Source organism: Micromonospora sp. NBC_00617 (genome assembly GCF_045161355.1).
GTDB lineage: Bacteria > Actinomycetota > Actinomycetes > Mycobacteriales > Micromonosporaceae > Micromonospora.
Genome location: NZ_CP107751.1, coordinates 4595235 through 4620954, shown reverse-complemented (window position 1 = coordinate 4620954; position 25720 = coordinate 4595235). Strand labels below are relative to the sequence as shown.

20 protein-coding genes and 1 pseudogene are annotated in these 25720 nt (G+C 71.5%); 11 read left to right on the top strand and 10 right to left on the bottom strand.

The window, feature by feature from the left end; genetic code table 11:
• The first annotated feature begins 21 nt into the window (after positions 1–21).
• Complete coding sequence (locus tag OG505_RS21170; RefSeq protein WP_405426849.1) at positions 22–303, top strand: adhesin; 282 nt, start codon at positions 22–24, stop codon at positions 301–303.
• A gap of 39 nt (positions 304–342) precedes the next feature.
• On the opposite strand, the gene OG505_RS21165 is transcribed toward OG505_RS21170, so the two are convergent.
• Positions 343–1413 carry a beta family protein gene (locus OG505_RS21165; RefSeq protein WP_405426847.1) on the bottom strand — a complete coding sequence of 357 codons (1071 nt, stop codon included), beginning with the start codon at positions 1411–1413 and terminating at the stop codon, positions 343–345.
• Positions 1414–1504: 91 nt separating this feature from the next.
• Between OG505_RS21165 and OG505_RS21160 the strand changes: the two genes are divergently transcribed.
• The 4 genes from OG505_RS21160 (at position 1505) to OG505_RS21145 (ending at position 4976) form a co-directional block, all read left to right on the top strand.
• Positions 1505–2398, top strand: a complete 894-nt coding sequence (locus OG505_RS21160) for a sulfotransferase domain-containing protein (RefSeq protein ID WP_405426845.1) — start codon at positions 1505–1507, stop codon at positions 2396–2398.
• Positions 2399–2640: 242 nt separating this feature from the next.
• Complete coding sequence (locus OG505_RS21155; RefSeq protein WP_405426843.1) at positions 2641–3033, top strand: cupin domain-containing protein; 393 nt, start codon at positions 2641–2643, stop codon at positions 3031–3033.
• A gap of 42 nt (positions 3034–3075) precedes the next feature.
• A complete protein-coding gene (locus OG505_RS21150) occupies positions 3076–4872 on the top strand; it encodes a glycoside hydrolase family 15 protein (RefSeq protein ID WP_405426841.1) in 1797 nt (598 codons plus the stop codon).
• Complete coding sequence (locus OG505_RS21145; protein WP_405426839.1) at positions 4842–4976, top strand: hypothetical protein; 135 nt, start codon at positions 4842–4844, stop codon at positions 4974–4976. Before OG505_RS21150 ends, OG505_RS21145 begins: the two co-directional genes overlap by 31 nt.
• A 39-nt stretch (positions 4977–5015) precedes the next feature.
• Here OG505_RS21145 and OG505_RS21140 read toward each other — a convergent pair whose 3' ends face one another.
• Positions 5016–6206, bottom strand: a complete 1191-nt coding sequence (locus OG505_RS21140; RefSeq protein WP_405426837.1) for a threonine synthase — start codon at positions 6204–6206, stop codon at positions 5016–5018.
• A gap of 14 nt (positions 6207–6220) precedes the next feature.
• A pseudogene (locus OG505_RS21135) lies at positions 6221–7152 on the bottom strand (DNA polymerase ligase N-terminal domain-containing protein).
• Positions 7153–7246: 94 nt separating this feature from the next.
• Here OG505_RS21135 and OG505_RS21130 point away from each other — a divergent pair.
• From OG505_RS21130 to OG505_RS21120, 3 genes are all read left to right on the top strand, one after another.
• A complete protein-coding gene (locus OG505_RS21130; protein WP_405426835.1) occupies positions 7247–8035 on the top strand; it encodes an aldo/keto reductase in 789 nt (262 codons plus the stop codon).
• A gap of 124 nt (positions 8036–8159) precedes the next feature.
• On the top strand, positions 8160–8315 hold the full coding sequence (locus OG505_RS21125; protein ID WP_405426833.1) for a hypothetical protein: 156 nt from the start codon (positions 8160–8162) through the stop codon (positions 8313–8315).
• The gene (locus OG505_RS21120) at positions 8315–9277 is read left to right on the top strand and encodes an N-acetylmuramoyl-L-alanine amidase (RefSeq protein WP_405426831.1); all 963 of its coding nucleotides are present in this window, start codon (positions 8315–8317) and stop codon (positions 9275–9277) included. Before OG505_RS21125 ends, OG505_RS21120 begins: the two co-directional genes overlap by 1 nt.
• Positions 9278–9427: 150 nt before the next feature.
• Here OG505_RS21120 and OG505_RS21115 read toward each other — a convergent pair whose 3' ends face one another.
• A complete protein-coding gene (locus OG505_RS21115) occupies positions 9428–12367 on the bottom strand; it encodes a hypothetical protein (protein WP_405426829.1) in 2940 nt (979 codons plus the stop codon).
• Positions 12368–12558: 191 nt separating this feature from the next.
• Complete coding sequence (locus OG505_RS21110) at positions 12559–13683, bottom strand: GH12 family glycosyl hydrolase domain-containing protein (protein ID WP_405426827.1); 1125 nt, start codon at positions 13681–13683, stop codon at positions 12559–12561.
• Between the two features lie 300 nt (positions 13684–13983).
• Between OG505_RS21110 and OG505_RS21105 the strand changes: the two genes are divergently transcribed.
• A complete protein-coding gene (locus OG505_RS21105; protein WP_405426825.1) occupies positions 13984–15090 on the top strand; it encodes an FAD-dependent monooxygenase in 1107 nt (368 codons plus the stop codon).
• Between the two features lie 130 nt (positions 15091–15220).
• On the top strand, positions 15221–16978 hold the full coding sequence (ctaD, locus tag OG505_RS21100; RefSeq protein ID WP_405426823.1) for a cytochrome c oxidase subunit I: 1758 nt from the start codon (positions 15221–15223) through the stop codon (positions 16976–16978).
• Between the two features lie 479 nt (positions 16979–17457).
• Here the strand turns inward: ctaD and OG505_RS21095 are convergent, their stop codons facing one another.
• From OG505_RS21095 to OG505_RS21075, 5 genes are all read right to left on the bottom strand, one after another.
• Positions 17458–18708, bottom strand: coding sequence for an MFS transporter (locus tag OG505_RS21095; RefSeq protein ID WP_405426821.1), 1251 nt, complete (start codon positions 18706–18708; stop codon positions 17458–17460).
• Between the two features lie 40 nt (positions 18709–18748).
• A complete protein-coding gene (locus OG505_RS21090; RefSeq protein ID WP_405426819.1) occupies positions 18749–19330 on the bottom strand; it encodes an isochorismatase family protein in 582 nt (193 codons plus the stop codon).
• A 71-nt stretch (positions 19331–19401) separates the two neighbouring features.
• The gene (locus OG505_RS21085) at positions 19402–19830 is read right to left on the bottom strand and encodes an IPT/TIG domain-containing protein (RefSeq protein WP_405426817.1); all 429 of its coding nucleotides are present in this window, start codon (positions 19828–19830) and stop codon (positions 19402–19404) included.
• Between the two features lie 112 nt (positions 19831–19942).
• Positions 19943–21229: a nicotinate phosphoribosyltransferase gene (locus OG505_RS21080; RefSeq protein ID WP_405426815.1), complete on the bottom strand. Its 1287-nt coding sequence runs from the start codon at positions 21227–21229 to the stop codon at positions 19943–19945.
• Between the two features lie 16 nt (positions 21230–21245).
• Positions 21246–23924 (bottom strand): LuxR C-terminal-related transcriptional regulator, encoded by a 2679-nt coding sequence (locus tag OG505_RS21075; RefSeq protein ID WP_405426813.1) that lies wholly within the window; start codon positions 23922–23924, stop codon positions 21246–21248.
• A 197-nt stretch (positions 23925–24121) separates the two neighbouring features.
• Here OG505_RS21075 and OG505_RS21070 point away from each other — a divergent pair, with 197 nt between their 5' ends.
• Positions 24122–25672, top strand: coding sequence for a hypothetical protein (locus OG505_RS21070; protein WP_405426811.1), 1551 nt, complete (start codon positions 24122–24124; stop codon positions 25670–25672).
• The last annotated feature ends 48 nt before the right edge of the window (positions 25673–25720 follow it).

Here is a 25720-nt window from a genome sequence, read left to right as displayed (position 1 = left end):
AATCCACGAGGAGTTCCGCCAATGCTCACCATGACCGACAATGCCGTGCTCGTCATCCGTGACCTCGCCAACCAGCAGGACGTGGCCGAGGACGGTGGTGTGCGGATCGCCGCCGACGCCGACGCCGGATCGCTCACCGTGGAGCTGGTGCACGAGCCGGAGCAGGGCGACCACGTGGTCGACAACCAGGGTGCCCGGATCTTTCTCGACCCGGACGCCGCCGAGCTGCTCGGCGACGCCTCGGTGGACGCCACCGTCGACGACGAGGGCATCATCCAGTTCGGTTTCACCGAGCAGCAGTAGCACGTGGACCGGGCAGCAGAAACACGTTCCCGGCGGTTCTCACCGCAGCGGTCGCCCGCGCTGCGGCGGGCCCGGCCGGAGATTCCACCCGGGATCGGTGCTGCCGTCCGGTCGCGACAACGTGGCGAGCACGTGCGCCAGGTGGTGCGATGTGCTCCACGCCGTCCAGTTGGCGACCGACCCGGCGCCGGCGCCCCGACGGGCGCGGCGCAGCAACTCGTGGTCGCCCCAGGAGAACGCCGCTCCGGCGCTCGACCAGTGGGGCGCCGCCACCAGCGTGCGGCACAGGTCGGCGAAGCGGTCGTCCCCCCGGCCGCCACGGCGTGACCAGCGGTAGACCCACCAGCCGTCGTCGGCGGTGTACCGCACGGTGGGCGTCCGGTCGCCCGGATCGGCGGAGTCGGACAGCGCCGGACCAACGCCGTAGTCGCCGTAATCCACCCCGACGTCGGCCAGCCGCTGCCAGAGCTGCCAGTCCCAGCGCTCCAGCCGGACCGGCTCGTTGGTGGGCAGCCGGGACAGCGTCGGCGGCATGCCGCCGGCCGCCACCGTCGCCGAGCGCCACGCGTGGCGACGGGCCCAGTCCAACAGCCGGCGTACCCGCGGCTCGGCCACCCGCACGTCCGCCGGGCAGCAGACGTCGCCCGCGTCCACCAGCAGGTCGCACTCCTCCGGAGCGAGGCCGGTGAGCCGCCAGATCCGCTCGACGGCGGTCGTGTCCGCGTCCGGCCCCGCCCGGTCGTGCGCGGCGCGCAGCCGGATTAGCGCCCGCCGCGCGTACGCCCGGGCCGCCGTGCCGTGCGCGACCAGCCGCCGGTCACTCTCCGCGAGCCCGATGACCGGCATCAGCGGTACGCCCCACCGGGCCAGCTCCGTGTCGGCCGAGTCGGGCAGGGCGGCGACGTCGATGGCCGGCAGCAGGCCGGACGGCAGGCGGCGCAGAGTGTCCCTGGTGGAGCGGTCGACGGTGCTGACCTCCAGGATCGGGGCGAGCAGCGGGGCGACGGCGGGGTCGAGGTGGTTCAACGCTTCCAGCTCGCCGCGTCGGCGGCTGGCGAGGATGGGACGGTAGACCGGTTCCGCCGCCCGGCCCTCGTGGGCGGGCACCATACTTCAATCTAGTCAGTCATTCGCATACGTCCACCGGTTCCGGGTCGAGAATTTGCTGCCTGGCTGTCGCTTCGGCGACTAAGCTCGCCCGATGTCCGCGCCACCCCACCGCTACCGCTCCGTGGACGAGGACAGCGCCCGCTGGGTCGGGTTCCCGTTCCGCGACGGCGACATCGTGATCAGCACCCGGTCCAAGAGCGGCACCACCTGGATGCAGATGATCTGCGCGCTGCTGGTGCTGGGCACCGCGGAGCTGCCGGCGCCGCTGCCCGAGCTGTCGCCCTGGCTGGACTGGCTGGGCGAGCCGCGCGACGTGGTGTACCAGCGGCTGGCCACCCAACCGCACCGCCGGTTCATCAAGACGCACACCCCGCTGGACGGGGTGCCGCTCGGCCCTCGGGTGCACTACGTGGTGGTGGCGCGGCATCCGCTGGACATGGCGGTGTCCCTCTATCACCAGTCCGGCAACCTGAACCGGGTCCGGATGGCCGAGCTGACCGGCCAACCCGTGCCGGCGGGACCGCCGCGGGCCCGTCCGTCGGTGCGGCAGTGGTTGTCGAGCTGGGTCGACCACGAGGTGGACCCGCGCGCCGAGCTGGACTCGCTGCCCGGGGTTCTCTGGCACCTGAGCGACGCCTGGGCCCGCCGACACGAGCCGAACGTCGAGCTGGTGCACTACGACGACCTCCAGGCCGACCTGGGCGCCCAGATGCGCCGCCTGGCCGACCGGTGGGGTGTACCGGTGTCCGTCGAGCGCTGGCCGGCGCTGGTCGAGGCGGCCACGTTCGGCCGGATGCGGGAACGCGCCGACCAGCTCGCCCCGGACATGCTGGGCGTGCTGCGGGACCGCCGGGCGTTCTTCCGCCAGGGTGGCTCGGGGCAGGGGCGCAGCATGCTGGACGCGGCCGGTCTGGCCCGCTACGAGGAACGGGTGCGGGCCCTGGCCCCGCCCGACCTGCTCGCCTGGCTGCACCGCGAGGCGTGAGGGTGCGCAGACGAGCGCGCGGCGCCGCTTCGACAGTGGTCGGAACGTCGCCGCGCTCTGGCCGTCTCCCACCACCGCAGCCGTTCGGCGGTACGCCAGCGGGGACCTGGCTCGACCGGCCGTTCGCGCCGGTCAGCGTTGTCGATCCCCGGTCGGGGCGGATCCAAACCTGCCGACCATGAGGAATTCCACCATCTGCCAGTCCCGGCGTGACGCGCGACCGAACGGGGTATGAGCGGGGCATGGACCATTTCACGATCGCGACCGTCGCCGAGAAGAGCCCGGACTTCCGGCGGGTGCTGTGGACCGGCGAGCACACCCAGCTGGTGATCATGACCATTCCACCGGGCGGGGAGATCGGCGAGGAGGTGCACGAGGGGATCGACCAGATCCTGACCTTCGTCAGCGGGACGGGCGAGGCCCGGGTCGCCGGTGCGAAGCGGGAGGTCGTCGCGGGCGACCTGGTCGTCGTGCCGTCCGGGACGAAGCACAACTTCGTCAACACCGGCCCGAACCCGCTGGTGCTCTACACCGTCTACGGCCCTCCGGAGCACGCCGACCAGGCTGTGCACCACACCAAGGAAGAGGCCGACAAGGCCGAGGAAGCCGGTGAGGACGAGCCGCCGACGTCGTGACGGCGGCGGCCTGAACCGGGCCGATCCGGGTACGCCCGGCGGGTGACACAGCCGGTGATCTCCGACTACGGGTTCCTCTCGGACGCCCGTTCCGGCGCGCTGGTCGGGATCGACGGCTCGATCGACTGGTGGTGCCCCCACCGGTTCGACGGCGCCTCGGTCTTCGGGCGGCTGCTCGACCCGAGCGGGGGGCACTTCCGGTTGGCGCCGGTCGGCGCCGGTGGCCCCGGCTACCGGGTCGAGCGCGCGTACCGACCGGACACGCTGGTCCTGCGGACGGTGCACCACACGCCGCACGGCAGCGTGGCGGTGACGGACGCGCTCGCCGCCGAGATCGGCGCCCGCGCGCACGACCTGGGCAAGAACTCACCCGCTGTGCTCATTCGGGTGGTCGAGGGTCTGTCCGGGCGGGTGCGGATGGCGCTGGACTTCGCTCCCCGCCCGGAGTACGGGCTGCTCACGCCGTATCTGCACGAGCAGCCCGGCGGTGGGGTGCTGGCCGGCGCCGGCCCGGTGGTGCTGGTGCTGCGCGCCGGTGACCTGCCGCTGCGGGCCGGTGAGGATCGGGTGACCCACGAGTTCGAGGTCTCCGCCGGCCAGGTGGTCGGAATGGACGTGGCGTTCGGTCAGACGTACGGGACGCCGCCCGTTCGGCTGGACCCGCTGGCCGCCCTCGCCGAGACGACGCGGGCGTGGGAGGCGTTCCGGCAGTCGCACGGGTACTCCGGCCGGTACCCGAAGCTGGTCCGACACAGCGCGACCGTGCTGGGCGGCCTCACGTACGCCCGCAGCGGCGCGGTGGCCGCGGCGCTGACCAGCTCGTTGCCGGAGCAGATCGGCGGCGACCGCAACTACGACTACCGCTACTCCTGGCTGCGGGACTTCTCGCTGACCATGCGCGCGCTCTGGGTGGCGGCCTGCCCGGACGAGGCGTCGCGGTTGTTCGCCTGGGCGGCCCGGTCGATCGGCCGGATCGGCGACGAACCGGTACCGATCCTCTTCGGGTTGGAGGGCGAACGTGACCTCTCCGAGCACCACTGCGATCACCTGCGCGGATACCGCGACAGCCGCCCGGTGCGGGTCGGCAACGACGCCTGGAAGCAGCGGCAGCTCGACGTGCCGGGTGAGGTGATATCGGCGGTGTGGAGGCTGCGCGACTACCTCGGCACGACGTTCGAGGGGGAGCTGCGGGAGATGGTGCTCGGTCTGACCGAACAGGTGGCGAGGACCTGGCACCTGCCGGACCGGGGCATCTGGGAGACCCGGGAGGAGGAGCGGCACTACGTATCCTCGAAGGTCTCCTGCTGGCTGGCGATGGATCGGGCGGTGGGGCTCGCCGACCAGCTCGGTGAACGGGCCGACCCGCGTCGCTGGGCCGGCGTACGCGACGAGATCCGCGCGGCGGTGCTGCGCGACGGGTGGAACGACCGCATCGGGGCGTTCACCGACTCGTTCGGTTCGGCGGAGCTGGACGCCTCGGTGCTCACACTGCCGGTGGCGCGCTTCCTGCCGGCGACCGATCCGCGCATGCGATCGACCATCGCGATGGTGGAGCGGGAGTTGGGCACCGACGACGGGCTGGTCCGGCGGTGGACGACCGACCCGGCCGGGTTCCTGATGTGCTCGTTCTGGCTGGTGGAGTGCCTGGTGATGGCGGGTGAGCCGCGCCGGGCCGAGGAACTGTTCGAGCGCGTGGTGGGCCGCGCCAACGACGTGGGCCTGTTCAGCGAGCAGATCGACCTGAGCACCGGTGCGCAGCTCGGCAACATGCCGCAGGCGCTGTCACACATCGGGCTGATCAACGCGGCGTGGCGGCTGACCGAGCCGAACAGCTTCTGACCGGGCCGCCGGGCGTACCCAAGGGCAGCGAGCCGACCAAGATCGGCGAGGGCGCCGACGGCGTCAACTGCTTCCACACGCCGTCCGACATCACCTACCAGTAGGCCCGGCCGCCGGCACCCCGCCGTCCGTGGGGTGCCGGCTCAGGCCATAACGGGTACGCCGGAGACGTCCACCGTCTCCGGATACTTCAGCCCCGCGCCGGTGTTGAGCACCACCACCCGTTCGCCGGCGCGGATCCAGCCACCGGCGCGCAGCTGCCGCGCCGCGGTCAGGCAGGCCGCGCCCTCCGGGCAGAGCAGCAGCCCCTCGCGGGCGGCGAAGTCCCGCAGGTCGGTCAGGATCTCCGCGTCGTCGACGGCGACCGCGGTGCCGGCGGCCGCCCGCAGCGCGGCCAGGAGCAGCTCGTCACCCAACGGGGACGGCACGGTGATGCCGAACGCCACCGTGTGCGCGTCCTCCCACGGCTGGGCCCGGGACTCACCGGCGGCGAAGGCCCGCACGATCGGCGCGCAGCCGGTCGACTGCACCGCCACCAGCCGGGGCAGCTTGTCGCCGACCCAGCCCAGCTCGCGCATCTCGTGCAGCGCCTTGTGGATGCCGATCAGGCCGACCCCGCCACCGGTCGGATAGATGATCACGTCGGGCACCTGCCAGCCGAGCTGCTCGACGATCTCGTACCCCATCGTCTTCTTGCCCTCCAGGCGGTAGGGCTCGCGCAGCGTGCCGGCGTCGAAGATCGCGCCGCCCGACTCCGCGATCAGCTCGGCCACCCGGCGGCCCGCGTCGCTGATCAGCCCGTCCACCAGACGCAGATCGGCCCCCGCGGCCACACACTCGCGTCGGCAGATGGTCGGCGCCGCCAGCGGCATGACGATCGTGGCGCCCATCCCGGCGCGCGCCGCGTACGTCGCCCACGCCGAACCGGCGTTGCCGTTGGTGGGCATCGCGATCCGCTCGACGCCCAACTCGCGAGCCCGACTCACGCCTACCGCGGCGCCGCGTGCCTTGAACGAGCCGGTCGGGATCAACCCCTCGTCCTTGACCATCAGGTCCGCGATGCCGATCTCGGCGCCGTACGACGGGGCGCGCAGCAGCGGCGTCCAGCCCTCACCGAGCGTGGTGACATGCCGGGGATCGGCGACGGGCAGCAGCTCCCGGTACCGCCACAGGTCGGCCGGGCGCAACGGGAAACGCTCCGGGGTGACCGCCTTCGCCACCGCCGGCAGGTCGTAGCGGGCCAGCAGCGGCGAGCCACACCCGCAGAGGTTCTGCGGCTTGTCGGCGGCGTACTCCAGGCCGCAGCGTGGGCAGTCGAGATGGGTCAGGTACACGTCGCTCCTCGCCGTCAGGCCGCGTCGATGCTTAGCCACCGTCGGCTGCGCCGGCCCGGCTCGTACACCGAGTCCAGCCGCTTGGCGACCACACCCGGCAGCCCCTGCTCCCGCCCGGTACGCAGGGCCTCGTCGCCGGCACCGGGAAACCACGGCGGAGTCTGCCAGTGCGTACCGGCCAACGCCAGCCCATCGAGCAGTTCCCGGCGTTGCGCGTACGGGACGTCGACGCTGCTCACGCCCTCCAACCACAGCAGGTCGACGAGCAGGAACTGGGCGCCGGCCGGGACCCGGCCACCGCTGGCCGGACGGGCGGGACGCACCCGGCCCGAGCCGTCGATGCGGACGAGCACGCCGTCGAGCACCGCCTCGGTGGGCGCCAGCGCCTCGGCCATCGCGCGTAGCCACGGGTAGCCGCCGGTGATCTCCTCGTCGGTCTCGGAGAGCAGCCGCAGCCGGCCGCCGGAGACGTACGCCATGGCGCGGACCCCGTCCCAGCGCAGCTCGTATCCCCAGTCGGCGCGGTCCCGTGGGAGCCGGGCGGCGGGCGTGGCGTGCATCGGGCGGACCAGCTCGGGCATCGCGGTCCAACCCGGCGGCGCGGGATCGGTGCCCGGTCGTGGATGACCATCCGGCCGCCCCCGTACTCCCCGGCGGGGATCTCGCCGGAGAAGTCGAGGTACTCCATCGGGTGGTCCTCGGTGTGCACGGCGAGGTGGTTGCGGCCCGGGTCGCGGGGCAGGCCGCGCGGCACCGCCCAGGACGCGAGCACGCCCTCGTGCTCCAGTCGCAGGTCCCAGTGCAGGCTCCGGGCGTGGTGCTGCTGGATGACGAAGCGGCCGGCGCCCTCGTCGGGCCCGGTCGCCGTGGGGGCGCGTTCCGGCACCGGCTCGGGCGTACGGGCCGCGTCGCGGCGGCGTCGGTACTCCTGCAGCCGGTCCGTCACACCCGCATTCTCCGGCAAACCGGGCCATTGTGCTGACCGCCGGAGTGTCCGGTTCGCTCGGCGTCCGGGGGCGTGGCGGGGTAGAACGGACCTCATGGACCTCAGTGACCAGCCCACCGCCCTGCTCTCGGGTGACGTGCGGATGCCCCTGCTCGGCTTCGGCACCTGGCAGGCGACCGGCCAGGCGGGCTACGACGCCGTGCTGGCCGCGCTCGACACCGGCTACCGGCACCTCGACACCGCCACCATGTACGGCAACGAGCGGGAGGTCGGCCGAGCGGTCCGGGAGAGCGAGCTGCGTCGCGAGGACATCTTCATCACCACGAAGCTCCCGCCGGACCGGATCGGCCGGGAGCGCGAGACGTTGGAGGCCAGCCTGGAGGCGCTCGGCGTCGACCAGGTGGACCTCTGGTTGGTCCACTGGCCGCCGTCGTCCCCGGCGGACAGCATCCCGCTGTGGCGGGAGTTGCTGGCCGCCCGGGACGAGAACCTGACCCGCGCCGTCGGGGTCAGCAACTACAGCACGAACGAGATCGACGAGTTGATCCAGTCGACGGAGGAGAACCCGGCGGTCAACCAGATCCGGTGGAGCCCCGCGCTGTACGACCGGCAGCGGCACGCCGAGCACCGGGACCGGGGCGTGGTGCTGGAGGGGTACAGCCCCTTCAAGACCAGCGACCTCAGCGATCCGGTGCTGACCAGGATCGCCGGGGCGCACGGCGTCTCTCCCGCGCAGGTGGTGCTGCGCTGGCACATCGACCACGAGATCGTGGTGATCCCGAAGTCGGTGACGCCGGAGCGGATCAGCGCCAACTTCGACGTCTTCCACTTCTCGTTGACGGCCGAGGAGATGCGCGACATCGACGCGCTCGGCGACGCCTGAATCGGCGGAATCCTTCACCACGCGGCCCGGCTGTGAAGGGTGTCGACATCGACGCTCATGACGGTATAGCGTGCCGTCATCACGCTCATCGATGCGTGTGACCCGTCGCCGCTGGAGGACCGCCATGGCCCGATCCCCGTCCGTCCGTCTGCGCCGTCGTGGGGTGCTTGGCATCCCCGCCCTGGTGGCCGCCGCGCTGACCACCCTCGCCGTCCGACCCGCCCCGGCGAGCGCCGCGCCGAAGGCCGAGTGCCTGGCCGACCTTCTCCGGGAGTCCTGATGGCGACGATTCCCTGGCTGGTGGACGTCCTGCGCGGCGCCGGTGTCCAGGTCGTCGTCGAGGGTGACTGGCTCAACCGGATGCGGCCCGGCTCCTTCGACCCGATCGGGGTGCTCTGGCACCACACCGCCTCGACGTCCAGCGCCAGCAACCCGCACCCGGCGCTCGGCATCTGCATCAACGGCCGCTCCGACCTGGCCGGCCCGCTCTGTCAGGCGCTCGTCGACTACAACGGCGTCTTCCACGTCATCTCCGCCGGCCGGTGCAACCACGCCGGGGTCAGCGGCGGCAGTGGACCCATCCCCGCCGGGGACGGCAACACCCTGATGATCGGGTGGGAGATCGACTACAACGGCGTCGACCAGGAGATGACCGCCGCGCAGTACCGCGCGTCGATCGCCGCGACCGCCGCCGTGCTCACCCGCCTCGGCCGGGACAGCAGCTACGCCCGAGGCCACCGGGAGACCAGCACCACCGGCAAGATCGACCCGTCCTTCATCGACCTGAACGTGATGCGCGCCGACGTCGCCGCGAAGATGGCCGGCGGTACGGCGTGGTCGTCCACGGTGGACAACACGACCTCCGGCCGGTTCACCGCCAGCGCGAGCTGGGGCGTGTCGACGTTCTCCAGCCAGCGGTACGGCGCCGACTACCGCTACGCCGACCCGGTCGCGGCCAGCGATCCGGCCTGGTACCGGTTCAACGTGCCGGCGACCGGTTCCTACCAGGTCGAGGCGTGGTGGCCGACGAACAGCGGCTACAACAGCGCCACGCCGTACATCGTCGCCACCACCACCGGCAACCGCACGGTGTACGTCGACCAGCGGGTGACCGGCGGGCAGTGGCGCGTCCTCGGCACGTTCACCCTGCCGGCGGGCGACGCCAACCGGGTGGCGGTGAGCCGCTGGAGCAACGCGACCGGGCTCGTCATCGCCGACGCCGTACGCCTGACCCGGGTCTGAGCGTATCCGCCGCCCGGAACAGCCCGGCGGCGGACGTCAGTAGCGTGATCCACTCGGATTCCGCGAAGTCGGGGTGTCCCAGGCGCAAGGACGCCCCGACTTTACGAATCCGAGTGGATCACGAGGGTGGCTTCGACCACAGCAGCTACATCACACGATGGAGATCGACCGCACCTGGGTGTTGCCCTTGGTGTCGACGTACACCTTGTAATCGCCGACGGTGTAAGTGCCAGCAGCGTTGTTGTTGATGGTGAACGTGCCCGTCACGGCAGACTCGCTGCCGTCGATACGGGTCTGCTTCACCGTGATGATCAACTCGTTCGTGTTGCCCTTCAGCTTCTTCACCACCGCCGACGGCTTCGCATCGACGGCCGCGTTGGCCACAGTCACGTAAACCGCGTCGGGTGACGAGAACTCCGCGTTCTTCTGCCCGTCACCGAACTGGAAGAAGCCCCGCTGTTCGGTGGCCCCGCGCCCCGGGAACGGATCCGGGTTCGAGGCCAGGTACGTCGGGTTGACCTTGTACAGGTCCGCCTTGGAGTCCGCGAGCTTGGCCTGCACCCCGGTGTACGGAGCATCGGTGATCGCGAGGTTGACCGACAGGTAGATGGCGTTGGGGTTGTTGGCCGAGATGCGCGAGGAGAAGTACTTGTCCGCGCTCTGCCCCGCTGGAACGGCCAGCGGCACAACCCTGTCGCCGACGAGAATGTTGAACCGGAAGTCGCCGTAGCCGCCGGCGACGAACGTCGCCCACGCCGCGTCCGACATGTGGCCGGGGCGCTCCACCTTGAACTCCAGACGCATCGGCGCCACGTACGTGCTGCTCTGGAACTCGGGGTCGGTCAGGGGCAGGTAGACCCCTCCCGGCTCGTGGCCCAGCGCGAAAGCCGCCGCCGTCGGGGCCGAGTTGCCGCGCCCGTTCCACATCGGGATGTTGAACGAGGTGGCACCGAGCAGGGCCTGGTTACCCAACTGGTTCGCGCCGACAGCGCCCGACGCGTCCTTGTAGGTGCCGATCGTGACGTCGAGCAGGTCCAGGTCCGCCCGGTCGGCGTTCAGCCCCGGCATGTCCGCCCACATGAACTTGGCGCCGGCGGGCCCGGAGTACCGGGCCATCTCCAACATGCCATCGGCCATGATCTTGGTCATCTGCACCGCCGAGTCGACCTTCATCCGCTCGTTGGCGGTGTGCCACCAGCGCTCGTTACCCGGGATGACGGCGCCGAAGGCGGTCATCTTGTTGCGGAAGCTGCTGGCCAGAGTGCCACCGGTCGTGCCCTGCGGATACACCACGTCCCTGAGGGCATAGGGATCCGGGAAGTCCTGCGGGCTGCTGTTGATCGAAGCCTGGTAGCTCTTGAACTGTAGGGCCGTCAGCGGGTTGTCGTGAGTGACGTACAACCCGGCGCCGATGGGCGACCCGAGGGTCCCGATGGTGAACCCCTTGCCCTGGAAGGCGGCAGTGACCGCCGCCGTCGCCTGGCCGGAGTCAGCCGCGGTGACGTGCATGCTGCGCACGTACATCGGCATGCTGAGGCTGCCGGAGGCGTCCGTGTAGAAGCTCGTCGGGGTCTCCGAGTTGATGTTCGCCATGAGGGCGAAGGTCAGGTTCGGCGTGCCGTTGCTCCGGTTGCGCAGCAGGCTTGCCGGGATGCCCATGTACTTGCCGATATAGGCTTCGCCCTCGACACCATCGCGGAAGAACAGGTCGGTGATACCGTCGGCGGCCTTCTTCAACTGCAGGTCGGCGGTCGTGCCTCCCAAGGCGCCAAGTCCCTGAGAGATGAGGAACATCCCCCACACGACGGCGTTCTTGCCGTACTGCGGGGTCGGCATCTCCATCGCCACATCAGTGTTGATCTCCAGCGTGAGCGAGTCGCCGGTGATCGTGGTCTGCACCTTGGGCGTGGTCCGGGGAGCAGCCGGGAGCCAACCCTTCGTGGTCGCGGCGGCGGTGATCGCCGCCACGAATCGGTCGCGCTCGGCGGAGCCGGCCCCCGCGACATCGAGGGTGAAAATGGCCCGCGAGGCGATCTGCGTGGTGCTGCCGTAGGCGATGTCCTTGAGCGTCGGGTCGCCTTCACGCAGGGTGACGCCGGCTGTGGCATTCGTCAGCCGGAAGGCCTTGGTGCTGTCTGCGGCCAAGCTCATCGACACCGACGGGGTCACCGATCCGGAGTTGCCGACGATTACCGGGAACCGCGAGTCGGAGGTGTAGGCCGCAATCGGGATCTCCTCCCGGTTGAGGTTCTTGTAGGCCCAGTTGTCGTAGAAGCTCGGGTTCGAGTTGTACGGGATGGACTGGAAGGTGGCGGTGTTCGTCGTCGAGGGCGTGCCGGGACCGCCGTCTTCGTAGATTCCCATGACGATGCGGATGCGTCGGTCGAGGGGCAACCCCGCCTCGAGCAGCGCCTTGGCCGCGAGCAGCGTCGCCAGCGTCGGGCCGCTGTCGTCCTGGATGCCCGCCCCGTAGACCCAGCCGTCCTGGACATAGGGCGAGTGGTACGCACCAGGAGTGCCGAGGCTGCCATCGGCGTCCCGCCAGCGCGCCAGTTGGGCTGGCGAGACGGAAGCGGTCGGCGAGTCGAGGTGGCTCAACGCCATGACCATCTCCGGGGCGTCCGGGTCACCGATCTCTGCGTAGACGTACTTGTCGGGCTGGCGTTGGACGACCACCGGGAAACCCAGGTCGGTGGCCAGCTTGACCACCCAGGCGAGCTTGGCGACCTTGCGGTCGTACTCGTTCTGGTTGGCTTCGGTGTTGCTGACCGGGAAGGGGTACGCCGTGGCGGCCGTGCCGCCTCGGGAGATGGAGTCGTAGCTCGACCCATCCAGCATCGCCCCGATCAGACTGAGCGGGTCGTAGGTGCCGTCTCCCGCCCGCGCGCTGTTGACGCGTCCAGCCAACGCCTCGACCTCCGCGTGGATCGCGTCGCGCTCGGCGTCGGTCACCGACAGGTCGTAGGTGACACTCGGCTGGAAGCGCTCCTCGCCGGAGCCGGTCGCGGACGCGTGGGCCGGGGGGGCGACGGTCGCCACGAGTGCCGTGGCGAGCAGGGCGGATAAGACAGGCTTTCGTCTATCTATCATGAGGGCGGCTCCAGAACAAGGGGGATGATCAGTAGCGACAGCACACACCAGCCGCGCCGCCAGCGGCCGTCGAGGTGCAATTTCTTGAGGATCATCTGAGAATCGGCCGGTGCCGTCAGCTCTGCCGCAGCGGGCTGAATGCGAGGGGCGTGACCAGATGGTCACGCCCCTCCTGTCGGTGGTGATCCTGCTCAGGCGCGGGAGCAGGTGGCGCCGTTGAGCGAGAAGCTGGTCGGGGACGAGTACGACCCGCTCAGCGTCCCCTGGTAGCCGAAGCTGGCCGTGCCGCCGGGTGCGATCGACCCGTTGTGGCTGACGTTGCGGGCGGTGACCGCGGATCCGCTCTGGCTCACCGTGGCGTTCCAGGCGTTGGTGACGGTCTGCCCGCCGGGCAGGTTGTAGTTCAGCGTCCAGCCGTTGATCGCGCTGGAACCGGTGTTGGTGATCTGCACGTCGGCGGTGAAGCCGTTGTTCCACGAGTTGGCGGTGTACTTCACCGCGCAGCCCGAGCTGCCGCCCGGCGGGGGCGTGGTCGGGGGCGGGTTGGTGGGGTTGCCGCCGCCGTTGACGTTGGCCGAGAACGAGGTCACCGCGAGACCGACGCCGCCCTGCCACGGCTCGAAGCCGGCCTGAATGCTGGTCAGGTACCAGGAGTTGGTGATCGCGCCCCGGTTGCGGGTGTCGTTGATGAAGTCCATGACGCTGAAGTTCAGGCTGGAGATCGCGGACGACGCGACGTAGGAGATGACGTTGTTGGAGCCGTTGCTGCCGCGCCACACCTCCCAGGTCCGGCCGGCCAGGTTGGTCGTGCCGACCACCGAGCCGATCGGCTGGATCTGACCCTGGCGGTTGAGCCAGATCATGATCTCCATCTGGTTCACCCCGTCCCGCTTGGGCGACGGGTCCAGCCAGATGTCGTACGACGCGTTGTAGGTGGCGCCGCTGACGTACCGGTAGGAGATGCTGCTGGTGGCGCTGCTGATCTGGCTCACCTGGATCGGCAGGTTCGTGCCGGGGGAGCAGTTGGTGTAGTGACAACCGAAGAAGATCGAGGGGTACGCCGTGGGCGCGCCGTTGGTGGGGCTGCTGCCGTTCAGCGTGGTGATCTCGAAGCCGTTGCTGGTGGCGTTGATGCACTGCTGGGCGGTGGTGCCCCAGCGGTTGTTCTGCACGACGTAGCGACCCTGGATGACGGTCGAGCCGTACTGTTCGCAGATCTGGGTGTCGGCGGAGGCGCTGCCGCCGAGGGTCACGGCGACGAGCGAGCTGGCGACCAGCAGCCCGGCGGTGGCCAGGGCCCGAAGTTGACGTTTCATGACGCTCCTTGACTCGGCGCGTGCCGGGCGCCGGATGTGGTGGGGTGGTGCGGGAGCGCTCCCACGCTCAACGACACATTTACATGCCTGAAACTGAGGCGCAACCGTCCGCGTCAAACTGGTGAAATGTGAGGATTGCCATCGTGCCGCCGAACGGGGGTCGACGGGCGGCCAGCTAAACGGGGCGGACCGCCGACGAGCGGATCCGGCGGGCCGATCGGGCTCTGGTGTGCGCCGATCGCTCCGAGTAGCGTGTTGCCTCCGACGCGTGCCGCTCCCCCTCCGGAGGCGTACACCACCATGGGTGGCTCCCCCCTGCGCATTCTCATCGTCGGCGCGGGCATCGCCGGCCTGGCCGTGGCCCGGGCCCTGCGCCTGGCGGGCTTCCGGCCGGACGTCACCGACAAGCTGCCGCCGGGGGAGTCCACCGAGACCGGCCTGTACCTGCCCGGCAACGCCGCCCGCGCGCTGCGCCGGCTCGGCCTGCACGACCCGGTCCGACCGCTCGGGCAGGTGATCCATCGGCAGCGCTTCTTCGACGCCGCCGGGCTGCCCCTCTGCGAGGTGGACCTCGACGCCCTCTGGGCCGGCGTCGGCGAGTGCCGGGCGTTGCCCCGGGCGGACCTGCACCGGGTGCTGCTCAGCGGCGCCGGCGGCGCCGTCCGACACGGCGCCGAGGTCCGCACCCTCGATCTGCTGCCGCGCGCGGTCGGGGTCACCTTCACCGACGGCACCAGCACCGAGTACGACCTGGTCATCGGCGCCGACGGGCCGCGTTCCTCGGTCCGGGCCCTGGCCGCGCTCGGTGGGCCGCCCCGCCCGGCCGGGCACGTCGTCTACCGGGCCGTCCTGCGCGACGGCCCGCCCGTCACCGGCTGGACCGCCCTGCTCGGGCAGCGCTCCGGTCTGCTGCTGGTGCCGATCGGCCAGGGGCGGCTGCACTGCTACGCCGACGAGGCGGGCACCGAGCCGCCCGCCGACCCGCTGGCCCGGCTGCGCGAACTCTTCGCCGACTACCGGGGCCCCGTGCCCGAGGTGCTGGAGATGCTCGACCGGGTGCACGCCGGGATCACCGACGAGGTCGAGCTGGGCCGCTGGTACCGGGGGCGGGTGCTGCTGGTCGGCGACGCCGCGCACGCAACCGCGCCGACCCTGTCCCAGGGTGCCGCGATGGCCCTGGAGGACGCCGTGGTGCTGGCCGAGTCGCTGCGCGCCGCCGGCAGCGTGGAGGCGGCGCTGGTGGCGTACGAGAGTCGTCGTCGCCCGCGTACGCGCTGGGTGGCCGACCGGACCCGCGACCGCAACCGGACCAGGGACGTGCCGCCGGCGCTGCGCGACCCGCTGCTGCGCGGACGTGGCGGACGGATCTTCGGGGAGCACTACCGATTGCTCGTCGGCCCGCTGTAGGCCCGTAGTAGATCGTGTCACGCCACCCCACGCGGCGTTGCGACCTGCCGAGGACTATCCTCCTTGCGGATGACGGCCCGCAGATAATCAGCGTGTGCCGAGCGGGACAACCGAGAACCGGAGGCCACTCGTGACCACCGTCGCACCCAAGCCGGTCGTGACCCGGCCCTGGCCGGTCCGGGAGCCGGTCAAGGGGTCGGCCATCGCGCGGCTGCTGCGTACCACGGACGCGAAGCAGATCGGGATCATGTACATGGTCACCGCGTTCGCGTTCTTCATGATCGGTGGCCTGATGGCCCTGATCATGCGGGCTGAGCTGGCCCGACCCGGGCTGCAGTTCCTGTCGCCCGAGCAGTACAACCAGCTCTTCACGATGCACGGCACGATCATGCTGCTGTTCTTCGCGACGCCGATCGTGTTCGCCTTCGCGAACTACATCGTGCCGATCCAGATCGGCGCGCCCGACGTTTCCTTCCCCCGCCTGAACAGCTTCGCCTACTGGCTGTTCCTGTTCGGCGGCACGATGGCGACCGCCGGCTTCATCACCCCTGGTGGTGCCGCCGACTTCGGCTGGTTCGCGTACGCGCCGCTGAGCAGCGTCGAGCACTCGCCCGGCGTCGGCGCCAACATGTGGGTCATGGGTCTGGCCATCTCCGGCCTGGGCACCATCCTCGGCGCGGTGAACATGATCACCACGATCCTCACCCTGCGTGCGCCCGGCATGACCATGTTCCGGATGCCGATCTTCACCTGGAACATCCTGGTCACCAGCCTCCTGGTGATCCTGGTCTTCCCGCTGCTGGCCGCCGCGCTGCTCGCGCTCGCCGCGGACCGCCTCCTCGGCGCCCACGTGTACGACCCCGCCACCGGCGGGCCAATGCTCTGGCAGCACCTGTTCTGGTTCTTCGGGCATCCCGAGGTCTACATCGTGGCGTTGCCGTTCTTCGGCATCATCAGCGAGATCATTCCGGTCTTCTCCCGCAAGCCGATCTTCGGCTACAAGGGTCTGGTCGCCGCGACCGTCGCGATCGCCGCGCTCTCGATGAGCGTCTGGGCGCACCACATGTTCGCCACCGGCCAGGTGCTGCTGCCGTTCTTCAGCTTCCTGAGCTACCTGATCGCGGTGCCGACCGGCATGAAGTTCTTCAACTGGATCGGCACCATGTGGCGGGGCCAGATCAGCTTCGAGACGCCCATGCTGTGGGCGGTCGGCTTCCTGGTCACCTTCCTCTTCGGTGGTCTCACCGGTGTGCTGCTGGCCAGCCCGCCGCTCGACTTCCACGTGTCGGACTCGTACTTCGTGGTGGCGCACTTCCACTACGTGCTCTTCGGCACCATCGTGTTCGCGGTCTTCGCCGGCATCTACTTCTGGTTCCCGAAGATGTTCGGCCGGATGCTCGACGAGCGCCTGGGCAAGGTGCACTTCTGGCTCACCATGATCGGTTTCCACACCACCTTCCTGGTGCAGCACTGGCTCGGCAACGAGGGCATGCCCCGCCGGTACGCCGACTACCTGCCCAGTGACGGCTTCACCACGCTGAACATGATCTCCACGATCGGCGCGTTCGTCACCGGTATCTCCACGCTGCCGTTCATCTACAACTGCTGGAAGTCGTACAAGACCGGTCCAGTGGTCGAGGTGAACGACCCCTGGGGTCACGGCAACTCGCTGGAGTGGGCGACCAGCAGCCCGCCGCCGCTGCGCAACTTCGACCGGATGCCCCGGATCCGCTCCGAGCGGCCGGCGTTCGACGCGAAGTTCCCGGAGTTGGCCGCCGGTCAGAGCCTGGCCGGCCCGCCGGAGGGTGGCTCCAAGCCGCTCACCAGCGAGTCGGACGGCGGCGCGAGCTACCGCGAGGACACCGCCAGCGACATCGACCGGCGCTGACGCTCGACCCGCTCGACCCGCTCGACCGTACGACGGGCGCCGCCCCCGGAACCACCCGGGAGCGGCGCCCGTCGCCATGTCCGGCCCGCACCCACCCTCGTCCACGCGGCTCAACCGGATGCCGTCGCCGGCCCAGCCCGCAGGTCGGGCCGCTCCGCCCGGTTTGGTCCGGTCGCTTGGTCCGGCGGCTCCGCCCGGTTCGGTGGGCTCCGGCGTGAGTTGTGCTGCTGAGCGATATGACTGTGAGTCATATTTATGACTCACAGTCATACCTGGTATCAACAGGTGCGCCGCCGGCGAGCGCCGTTGTGGGGATGAGCGCGTTGTGGCGGCGGTGAGCGTGGGTGTGTCGCTGGTGGGCGGCGGTAAGGGCGGGTGTGTCGCTGGTGGGCACTGCTGTGGCAGCGGTGAGCGCAGGAGCGCTGCTGTGGCGGCTCTGGGCGGTGGCCGTCGCGAGCGGGCGCGCGTCCGAGCTGCCCTCAGCGGGTGGCGGCGGCGAGCTCGGCGTCGGTGGGCGGCACCGACGCGAGGGCGTCGGCGTGGCGACGACGGCGCAGCTCGCCGGGGAGCACGATCAGGGTGACCAGCGCGCCGAGCGCCCCGGTCACCACGAAGCCCCAGAGCGGCGCGCTGGCGTCGATCACCGCGCCGGCGAGCGGTGCGCCGACCGCGATGCCGACGGTGACCGCCGAGCCGTGCAGGCCCATGGCCTCGCCGCGTACCTCGGCCGGGGCCAGGCGGCTGACGGCGTCGGAGGAGGCCGCGATGGTCGGCGCGCACAGCGCGCCGGCCGGGATCAGCGCCAGGCAGAGCAGCCACCAGTGCGCGCCGCCCAATCCGACCGGGATGGTGCAGAGCGCGAGTGCGGCGGTGAGGGCCAGCGGAGAGAGCGAGCGGTGCACCGCCCCGTAGGCGAAGCCGCCGGCCAGGGAGGCGATCGCCCAGCCGGCCAGCACGACGCCGGTCCAGCCGACCTCGCCGCTGGCCCGCAGGACGGCGACCACCGCGACGTCGGTGCCGCCGAGCACCAGGGTGGCGGCGGCGCTGAGCGCCAGCACGGCGAGCAGTCGGGGCGTCAACCACTCCCGGCGAGGCACCCGGCGTCGGGGGCCGGCGGGTTCGGCGGCGCCGCGGATCGGCGGGTTCACCAGCCACAGGGCGATTCCGGCGGCGACGATGCCGCCGCCGACGAGGTACATGGTGGTCTGCGCCGAGATGGCGGTGACCAGGGCCACCGCCAGCGCCGGGCCGATCATGAAGGACAGCTCGACGGACATGGAGTCCAGGGCGTACGCCGGCCGTCGTTGATCTTCCGGAACCAGCGCGGCGATCGACTGGCGGACCACCGAGAAGATCGGCAGGGCCAGCGAGCCGGCCACGAAGGCGGCCGGCAGCAGCAGCGCATACGGCAACGACGGCGCGGTGGTCCAGAACACCGCCTCGGCGACGCCGGTGAGCACCAACACCGGACGCAGACCACGCCGGTCGACCAGGCGGCCGAGCAGCGGCCCACCGATCGCCGCGCCCACGGTGATGGCGGCACCCACCAGGCCGGCCGCGCCGTAGCCCCGGTCGAGGTCGAGCACGACGTGGAAGGTCAGCGTGACCCCGGTCGCCGTGAGCGGGATGCGGGCGAGGACGGCGACCAGCAGCAGCGACCGCAGGCCGGGCAGGGCGAGGGCTGCCCGGTAAGGCTTCATGTTCACGTTGGTCCGTACCTCCGGCGACATCCTCGACGGAGGGTGGACCATTGGCCAACCAATTACCGCCTCATGCGGCCCTGATCACAGGCTCGCCGTGCAGGATCACGCCAGCGCCGTCCATCGCCCGCAGCGCCACGTCGGTGGTCTCCGGAGCGACCGCGGCGGTCAGCTCCAGCAGGACGGTGGTGGCGAAGCCCTCCCGGGCGGCGTCGAGCGCGGTGGCGCGGACGCAGTGGTCGGTGGCGATGCCGACCACGTCGACCCGGTCCACGTCGTGCCGACGCAGCCAGTCGGCCAGGCACTCGCCGTCGTCGGCGTGCCCCTCGAACCCGGAGTACGCCGCCGCGTGCTCGCCCTTGTGGAAGATCGCCTCGACCCGACCGGTCTCCAGGTCCGGGTGGAACTCCGAGCCGCTGGTGCCGACCACACAGTGCCGGGGCCACGACTCGACGAAGTCCGGCGGATCGCCGAAGTGCGCGCCCGGGTCGATGTGGTAGTCCTTGGTGGCGACCACGTGTGTCCACCGGTCCGGCTCCCTGGCGAGCAGCCGGGAGATGCCCGAGGCCACCCCCGCCCCGCCGGCGACGGCCAACGAGCCGCCCTCGCAGAAGTCGTTCTGCACGTCCACGATGATCAGGGCAGTGCCCACCGGAGCGCTCCTTCGGGGGTCGGCTGCCGGGGCCTCAAACGAGCGCGGGCCCGGCCGGTTCCCCGGCAAGCCTACGTGCCCGGACGGGTGGCGGGTGGCGGCTGGACGCTCGGTGCCGGCCCGGGGTTGGCGGGGGGCGGCTGGGCCTCTGGTTCGTCGGTGTCCGGCAGGTAGGTGTAGGACTTGCCGGAGCCGTTCGGTATTCCGGTGTCCACCCTCACCAGCACCACCCCGGCTGGATGGGGTGGTGTCAGCACGCTCACCGATCCGTCGGGGTTGTACTGCGGATCGGGCGCCAGTGTGTCGCCGAAGGTCACGATCAGGTAGGTGCCGTTCCCGAAGTTTGCCCCCCGGATGAGGACCTGCTTCCCGCCCGACTCGGGGCCCTCCGAGGGGTCGATGCTCGTGATGACCGGCCACGGAGGCACCTCTGCCGGGACCACTGGCCTGTGCGACTGCGCTGCCGCCGGCGTGCTCAACATCGTCAGGATTGGCAGCATCGCGATGAGTACGCGCCGCGTCGATGGCATGGTGGCCCGCCCTAACCTGTCGCTGGAAGCTCCGTTCTGCCTAACGACGAGATGCGCCCAAGGGCTCGATCGTGCTGCCGGTTCAGCCGGCGGGTACGACGGTGACCGGCACCGCGGGGTCGCCGGCCGAGAGCTTCAGCCCCTCCCACGGGATGGAGATGAGGCACTCGCGCAGGTGCTCCCGGGACTCGTCGAGGGTGGGCAGACCCACGGGCTCGCCGTCGACCACGTACGAGCGCTGGAGCATCCGGTCGTTGGCCTGCCGGTCGGGTACACCCTGCGGGACGATGATCTCCTCCGTGGCGGTGCCGGTGGGCTTGTGCCGGCGGACTGCGACCTTGCGCCCACCGATGGTCGCCTTCTGCTCGGAGCGCTTCACCACCGGGCGGCCCTCGACCTCGACGAGCTTGTAGACCAGCCCTGCCGTGGGCGCCCCGGAGCCGGTGACCACGGCCGTCCCCGCGCCGTACATGTCGACCGGTTCGGCGGCCAGCGCCGCGATCGAGTACTCGTCCAAATCACCCGAGACGATGATTTTCGTCTCGGTGGCGCCCAACGAGTCCAGCAGTTCCCGGGACTGTTGCGCGATCACCGCGAGGTCACCCGAGTCGATCCGGATCGCCCGCAGCTCCGGCCCGGCCACCGCGATCGCGTTGCGGATGCCCTGGCTGATGTCGTACGTGTCGACCAGCAGCGTGGTGTCCCTGCCCAGCGTGGCCACCTGCGAGGCGAACGCGGCCCGCTCGTCGTCGTGCAGCAGGGTGAACGCGTGTGCCGCAGTGCCCGCCGTCGGGATGCCGTAGCGCTCGCCGGCGGCGAGGTTGGAGGTGAACCGGAAACCGGCCAGGTACGCGGCCCGCGCCGCCGCCACCGCCGCCTCCTCGTGTGCCCGGCGCGATCCCATCTCGATCAGCGCCCGGCCCCGGGCGGCGGTGACCATCCGCGCCGCGGCGGCCGCCACCGCGCAGTCGTGGTTGAGCACGGAGAGCGCCAGCGTCTCCAGCACCACGCACTCGGCGAAGCCGCCGGAGACGGTCAGGATGGGCGAACCGGGAAAGAACAGCTCACCCTCGGCGTACCCGTCGATGTCGCCGGTGAAGCGGTAGTCGGTGAGCCAGGCCGCCGCCGTCTCGTCGACCACTCCGGTGCGGCGCAGGAAATCGACCTCCGCCGGGTCGAACCGGAAGTCGCGGATCAGCTCGATCAGGCGCGCGGCACCGGCGACGACGCCGTAGCGCCGGCCGCTGGGCAGCCGACGGCTGAACACCTCGAAGACACAGCGGCGGTCGGCGGTGCCGTCCTTGAGTGCCGCGCTGACCATGGTCAGCTCGTAGTGGTCGGTCAGCAGCGCGGGGCGGAGGGTGCTCACCGCCCCAGCCTAAGGTTCAGCCCGCGCCGCCGCCTTCGTGGCCCGGGATCGACCGCAGCGCGGCCCACAGCTCGGACCGGCCGGTCACGCCGAGCTTGGTGTAGATCCGCTGCAGGTGGTTCTCCACGGTGCGGGCGGAGAGATAGAGCCGCTCGGCGATGGCCTTGCTGGTCGCACCGTGCGCGGCGAGGCGAGCCACCTGCCACTCGCGTTCGGTCAGCACCGGCGCTCCGGCCCGCAGCGCTGGCGTGCGGATCAGGTCGCACCGGCCGAGCAGCCCCGCCAGACGCTCGCGCGCCTCGCCGGCCGTCACCGAGTGTTGCTGGCGTAGCCGCTGCAGAGCCTGGGCGGTGGCCTCGGCGGCGTACACCGTCAGCTCGAGCGCGGTGTAGTCGTCGGCGACCGCGAGCAGATCCGCGGCGCAGTCGGTCACCGCGGCCCGGGCGTGCCGGGCCAGCAGCGGCGGGAGCACCCCGTCCACCTGTTCGGACAGCTCGGCGAGGCGCTGCGCCACCGTGCGCCGCCCACCGTCGGAGCAGGTGGGCCCGACCGCCGCGCCGGCCTGGTCCAACCGGACCAGGTCGTGCAGAACGTGCACCTCGTGCCCGGCGAAACCGTCCGCGCGCAGCCGGTCGGCCAGGTCGTTGAGCTGCTTCGCCGCGCCCGGCAGGTCACCCGACGCGGCGAGCACCGCACCCCGGGCCTGCTCCAGCCACGGGTAGAGCACCGCCATGCCCGGCGCGTGGGTGCGGTCGGCCTCGGCCATCGCCTCGGCGGCCTGCGCCGCGTCGCCGCGCAGCGCCGCCGCCTGGGCCCGTTCGGCCTGGGCCAGACCGGCGTAGACCCGGCTGGTCGCCAGCACCGCGCAGGCGCCCAACGACGTCCGCATCGCCGAGTCGCTCTGCCCGCGCAGCCGCGCGGCGTACGCCTGGAGGATGGCCAGGTATCCGGTGCCGAGTCGGAAGTCACCGGCACCGGCCAGGTCGGCGAACTCGTCGGCCACGATCGCGTCGATCCCGACGAGGTCGCCGGTGAGCATGAGCCGGGTGCCGCGGGCCAGCTCCAGGGCCAGTTGCAGGTACGGCATGTCGGTGCGCCAGCTGGCCACGGCGGAGTGCACCTGCGCGATGGCCGCGCCGCTGCGCGTCAGCTGCCCCTGGGCGGCCTGGACGTACGCGATGGTGCTGCGCGCCAGTTCACGGGCGGCGATGCTGGCCGCGGGCCGATCGAGCACCCGCTGACTGAGCCGGACGGCGGTGGTCGTGTCGAGCCGGTGCAGCCGCATGATCGCCTCGAAGGCTTGCACCCGGGCGCGGTCGGCCGAGTCGCCGAGCTGCTCGACCCGGCTCGCGATCTCCTCCACCGTGGACTCTCGACTGAGCCCCCAGTAGCTGACCATGCCGCGGACGGTCAGCCACCGGCAGAGCCGCCGTTCGTCCCCGGCCTCCAGGGTCACCGCGTCGAGAACGGTGATCGCCTCGTCCGGTCGGTCGGCGAACATCAGAATCGTGGCCAGCAGCTCCGCCGCGTCCGAGCCGCCGTCGGCGTTCAGCGCGGCGCGGGCCAGCCGGGTCGCCAACGGTACGTCGTAGCGGGTGAACGCCTGCATCGCGGCGTCCACGAGCAGGGCGGCGTCCTGTGCGGTGCCCGAGTCGAGCCGCCAGACCGCCACCCGCAGCAGGTCGTCGCGGCGGCGCTTGCCGACCTGTTCCAGCAGCTCGGCGAGGTGCGCCTGGAGGCGTCGGGTGCGGCTGACCGGGCACCGGCGACGCATCACCTCGCCGTAGAGCGGGTGGGCCAGGCGTACGTTGGTCCGCCGGTCGTGCTGGACGACGGTGATCAGGCCGCGCTCCTCGGCGCACTCCACATCGGACTGCTCGGCGGCCTGGTTGAGCAGGTGCAGGCCGAGTGGCTCACCGAAGGCGACCAGCTCGACGACCGTACGAACGCCGTCGGTGAGCTGCCCGACGCGGGTGTCGATCAGCTCGGTGAGGCTGGGCGCCAGCTCCAGCCGCCCGGTCCACTTCCAGATCCCGTAGGTGCGCTTCAACTCCTCGCTGCCGCTGGCGGCGTGCACCAGCTCGCGCAGCAGCAGCGGGTTGCCGGCCGACAGCCGGCCGAGCCGGTCGGCGGAGCCGGCGTCGACCGGGCCGCCCAGGATCGCCGCCAGCAGGCCGGCGGTCTCCGACGGTGGCATGGGGGTCAGCTCGACGTGCTCGACGAGGTCGTCGGTCCAGAGTGCGCGGATCGGCAGCGGGATCTGTTCGCCGTCGCGCAGGGTGCCCACGACGGTGGCGTTGTCGGCGCGGGCGACCAGATGCACCAGCGCCGCGGAGGGCGGGTCGAGCAGGTGCGCGTCGTCGATGGCGAGCACGATCCGCCGGCCGGCGGCCTGCTGTTGCAGAACGCCCAGCGCCCAGCGGAGGATGCCGGCGGGGGAGAGGCCCTGGGGCTGCTCCGTCGGGAGGACCTGCACCAGCCCACCGAAGGGCAGCGCCGCCGTGGTGGCGCTCGCCGCGATGGACCAGATCGCGTACCGGTCGGTGGGCAGGGTGGTGACCCCTTCGCGCAGCAGCCGGCTCTTGCCGATGCCCGCGCTGCCGCTGAAGAAGAGCCCCCGGCCGGCCTCGCCGGTCACCGCCGCCAGCAGGCGGTTGAGCTCGTCGGTTCGGCCGACGAACTTCCATCGACTCATCCGCGCAGCATATCCATCGAATTCCGTCCGCGCCCGCATCGTCACGCACCGAAGTTGAGTAGCCGCACAATTACCGCTGAGTATCCGAAGTGTTCCGCCTGGTCGGCCGGCCGAACGTACTCTTCCGGCATCCGGGTAATGTCACCGGAATTTCCACGCGACCGGCGTGCCGGTCGCCTGCCCCGGGAGGCCACCCGATGCAGCAGGGCCCTCTCCCCTCGCTCGACTCGCCCGGCGACGTGGCCAGCTCAGCCGACCTGCCGAGCTGTGGCCCGCTGCCCACCGATCTCGGTGTGCCCGGCCCCCGGGCGGACGAGCCGCTCGGCGTGGTCGCCGTCGGCCCGGCCGGCGCCGACCGGCGCGCGGTCCTCGCCAGCCTCGTCGGGCTCGACCCGGTGATGCTCACCGTGCCGGCGGGTAGTTGGCTGCTGGTCCGGCACGCCCAGGTGCCCACGCGGGCGGCCTTCGTCCCCGGCTACCGCCAGCCGCACTCGTACGGCGCGGACCGGGACGCCGCCGGCCCGGCGTTGGCCCGCCCACCGCGGCGGGTCGAGCTGAGCGTGCCCGAGCCCCTGCTGCGCCACTTCACCCTGATCGACACACCGGACACGGGCGCGCTCGGCGTGGCCGGCGTCCGGGTGCTGCGCGAGGCCGTCGGCCGGGCCGGCGCGCTGCTCTTCGTGATCGCGGCCGACCAGGCGTTCACGGCCCAGGAGCTGAATTTGCTCGCCGAGGTGGCCGCCGCCCCGGTGGAGGTCGTCTTCGCGGTGACGCCGGGTGCGGCAGGCTGGGCGCCGCTGGCCGACGGCGGGGTGCTGACGGAGGACGCGGGGGCGTCCGTCTCGCCGGCCGACGGCCGGCCGGGGGAGGTGGACCCGGTGGCGGTGATCGTCGAGGCGCACCGGGCGGCGCTGCTGGCCGCCGTTCCCTCCCTGGCCGGCGCGCGGTGGTTCCCGGTCGACGGCGCCGATTCCGCCGCCGACCTGCGCCGGGCGCTGGTGGGCTGGTCGGCGAACGAGGGGTTGCAGCGGGCCAGCGCCGATCCGCCGGTGCTGCCGGGGCAGCACGACCGGGTGGCGGTGTCCGCCGACCCGGGGGACTGGTCCGAGCGGCTCGACCGGCAGATCCGCTCCTGCTCCCAGCGGATCCGCCAGCACCTGGCACTGGAGTTGGCGAACATCCACCTCCGGGCCGTCCAGGAGATCGTCTTCGGGGTCGGCTGCGCTGGCCTTCCGGACCTACTCGACCGGGAGATGGCGGCGCTGTCGCTGCTGGCCACCGCGCAGTGCGACCACGCGGTGCGGGGCATCCTGGCCGACACCGCCGCCCAGGTGCTCGGCGTGACACCGGCGGAGGGCGTTTGCCGCCGGATCGCCACCGCCGTCCAGTACGGCCTGGCCGACCACCGCTCCGGGCGCGACCTGGACCGGGTTCTGCTGATCACGAGTACGGCGGGTGTGGCCGGGCTGACCGGCACGGAGGCGATCGACGCGCTCGCCGGCTATCCGACGGTGACCCGTGACGAGGTGCTTCCGCCGGTCGCGGTGGCGCTCTCCGGCGGGTGCTGGCAGCAGTGGCGTACCCCGGGCAACGATGACCACAGCGCAGCGCGGGCCTGGTCCCAGCGGGCGTTGCGGGAGGTCGAGTTGGAGCTTTCCCGGGAGATCTCCCGACGGTTCGAGGTGATCCGTCTCTCGCTGGGCGTGGTGCTCTCCGATGCGGTCGACCACGGCATCCTGCTCGCCTGACGGCATGGCCATCTCCCGGCTCGGGCCCGCACCGCGCCTCGCATCCGA

Excerpts from the sequence above, each read along its gene's own strand:
- OG505_RS21170 (WP_405426849.1), top strand. The coding sequence starts at position 22 with ATGCTCACCATGACCGACAATGCCGTGCTCGTCATCCGTGACCTCGCC.
- OG505_RS21165 (WP_405426847.1), bottom strand. The coding sequence starts at position 1,413 with ATGGTGCCCGCCCACGAGGGCCGGGCGGCGGAACCGGTCTACCGTCCC.
- OG505_RS21160 (WP_405426845.1), top strand. The coding sequence starts at position 1,505 with ATGTCCGCGCCACCCCACCGCTACCGCTCCGTGGACGAGGACAGCGCC.
- OG505_RS21155 (WP_405426843.1), top strand. The coding sequence starts at position 2,641 with ATGGACCATTTCACGATCGCGACCGTCGCCGAGAAGAGCCCGGACTTC.
- OG505_RS21130 (WP_405426835.1), top strand. The coding sequence starts at position 7,247 with ATGGACCTCAGTGACCAGCCCACCGCCCTGCTCTCGGGTGACGTGCGG.
- OG505_RS21125 (WP_405426833.1), top strand. The coding sequence starts at position 8,160 with ATGGCCCGATCCCCGTCCGTCCGTCTGCGCCGTCGTGGGGTGCTTGGC.
- OG505_RS21120 (WP_405426831.1), top strand. The coding sequence starts at position 8,315 with ATGGCGACGATTCCCTGGCTGGTGGACGTCCTGCGCGGCGCCGGTGTC.
- OG505_RS21115 (WP_405426829.1), bottom strand. The coding sequence starts at position 12,367 with ATGATAGATAGACGAAAGCCTGTCTTATCCGCCCTGCTCGCCACGGCA.
- OG505_RS21110 (WP_405426827.1), bottom strand. The coding sequence starts at position 13,683 with ATGAAACGTCAACTTCGGGCCCTGGCCACCGCCGGGCTGCTGGTCGCC.
- OG505_RS21105 (WP_405426825.1), top strand. The coding sequence starts at position 13,984 with ATGGGTGGCTCCCCCCTGCGCATTCTCATCGTCGGCGCGGGCATCGCC.
- OG505_RS21095 (WP_405426821.1), bottom strand. The coding sequence starts at position 18,708 with ATGTCGCCGGAGGTACGGACCAACGTGAACATGAAGCCTTACCGGGCA.
- OG505_RS21085 (WP_405426817.1), bottom strand. The coding sequence starts at position 19,830 with ATGCTGCCAATCCTGACGATGTTGAGCACGCCGGCGGCAGCGCAGTCG.
- OG505_RS21075 (WP_405426813.1), bottom strand. The coding sequence starts at position 23,924 with ATGAGTCGATGGAAGTTCGTCGGCCGAACCGACGAGCTCAACCGCCTG.
- OG505_RS21070 (WP_405426811.1), top strand. The coding sequence starts at position 24,122 with ATGCAGCAGGGCCCTCTCCCCTCGCTCGACTCGCCCGGCGACGTGGCC.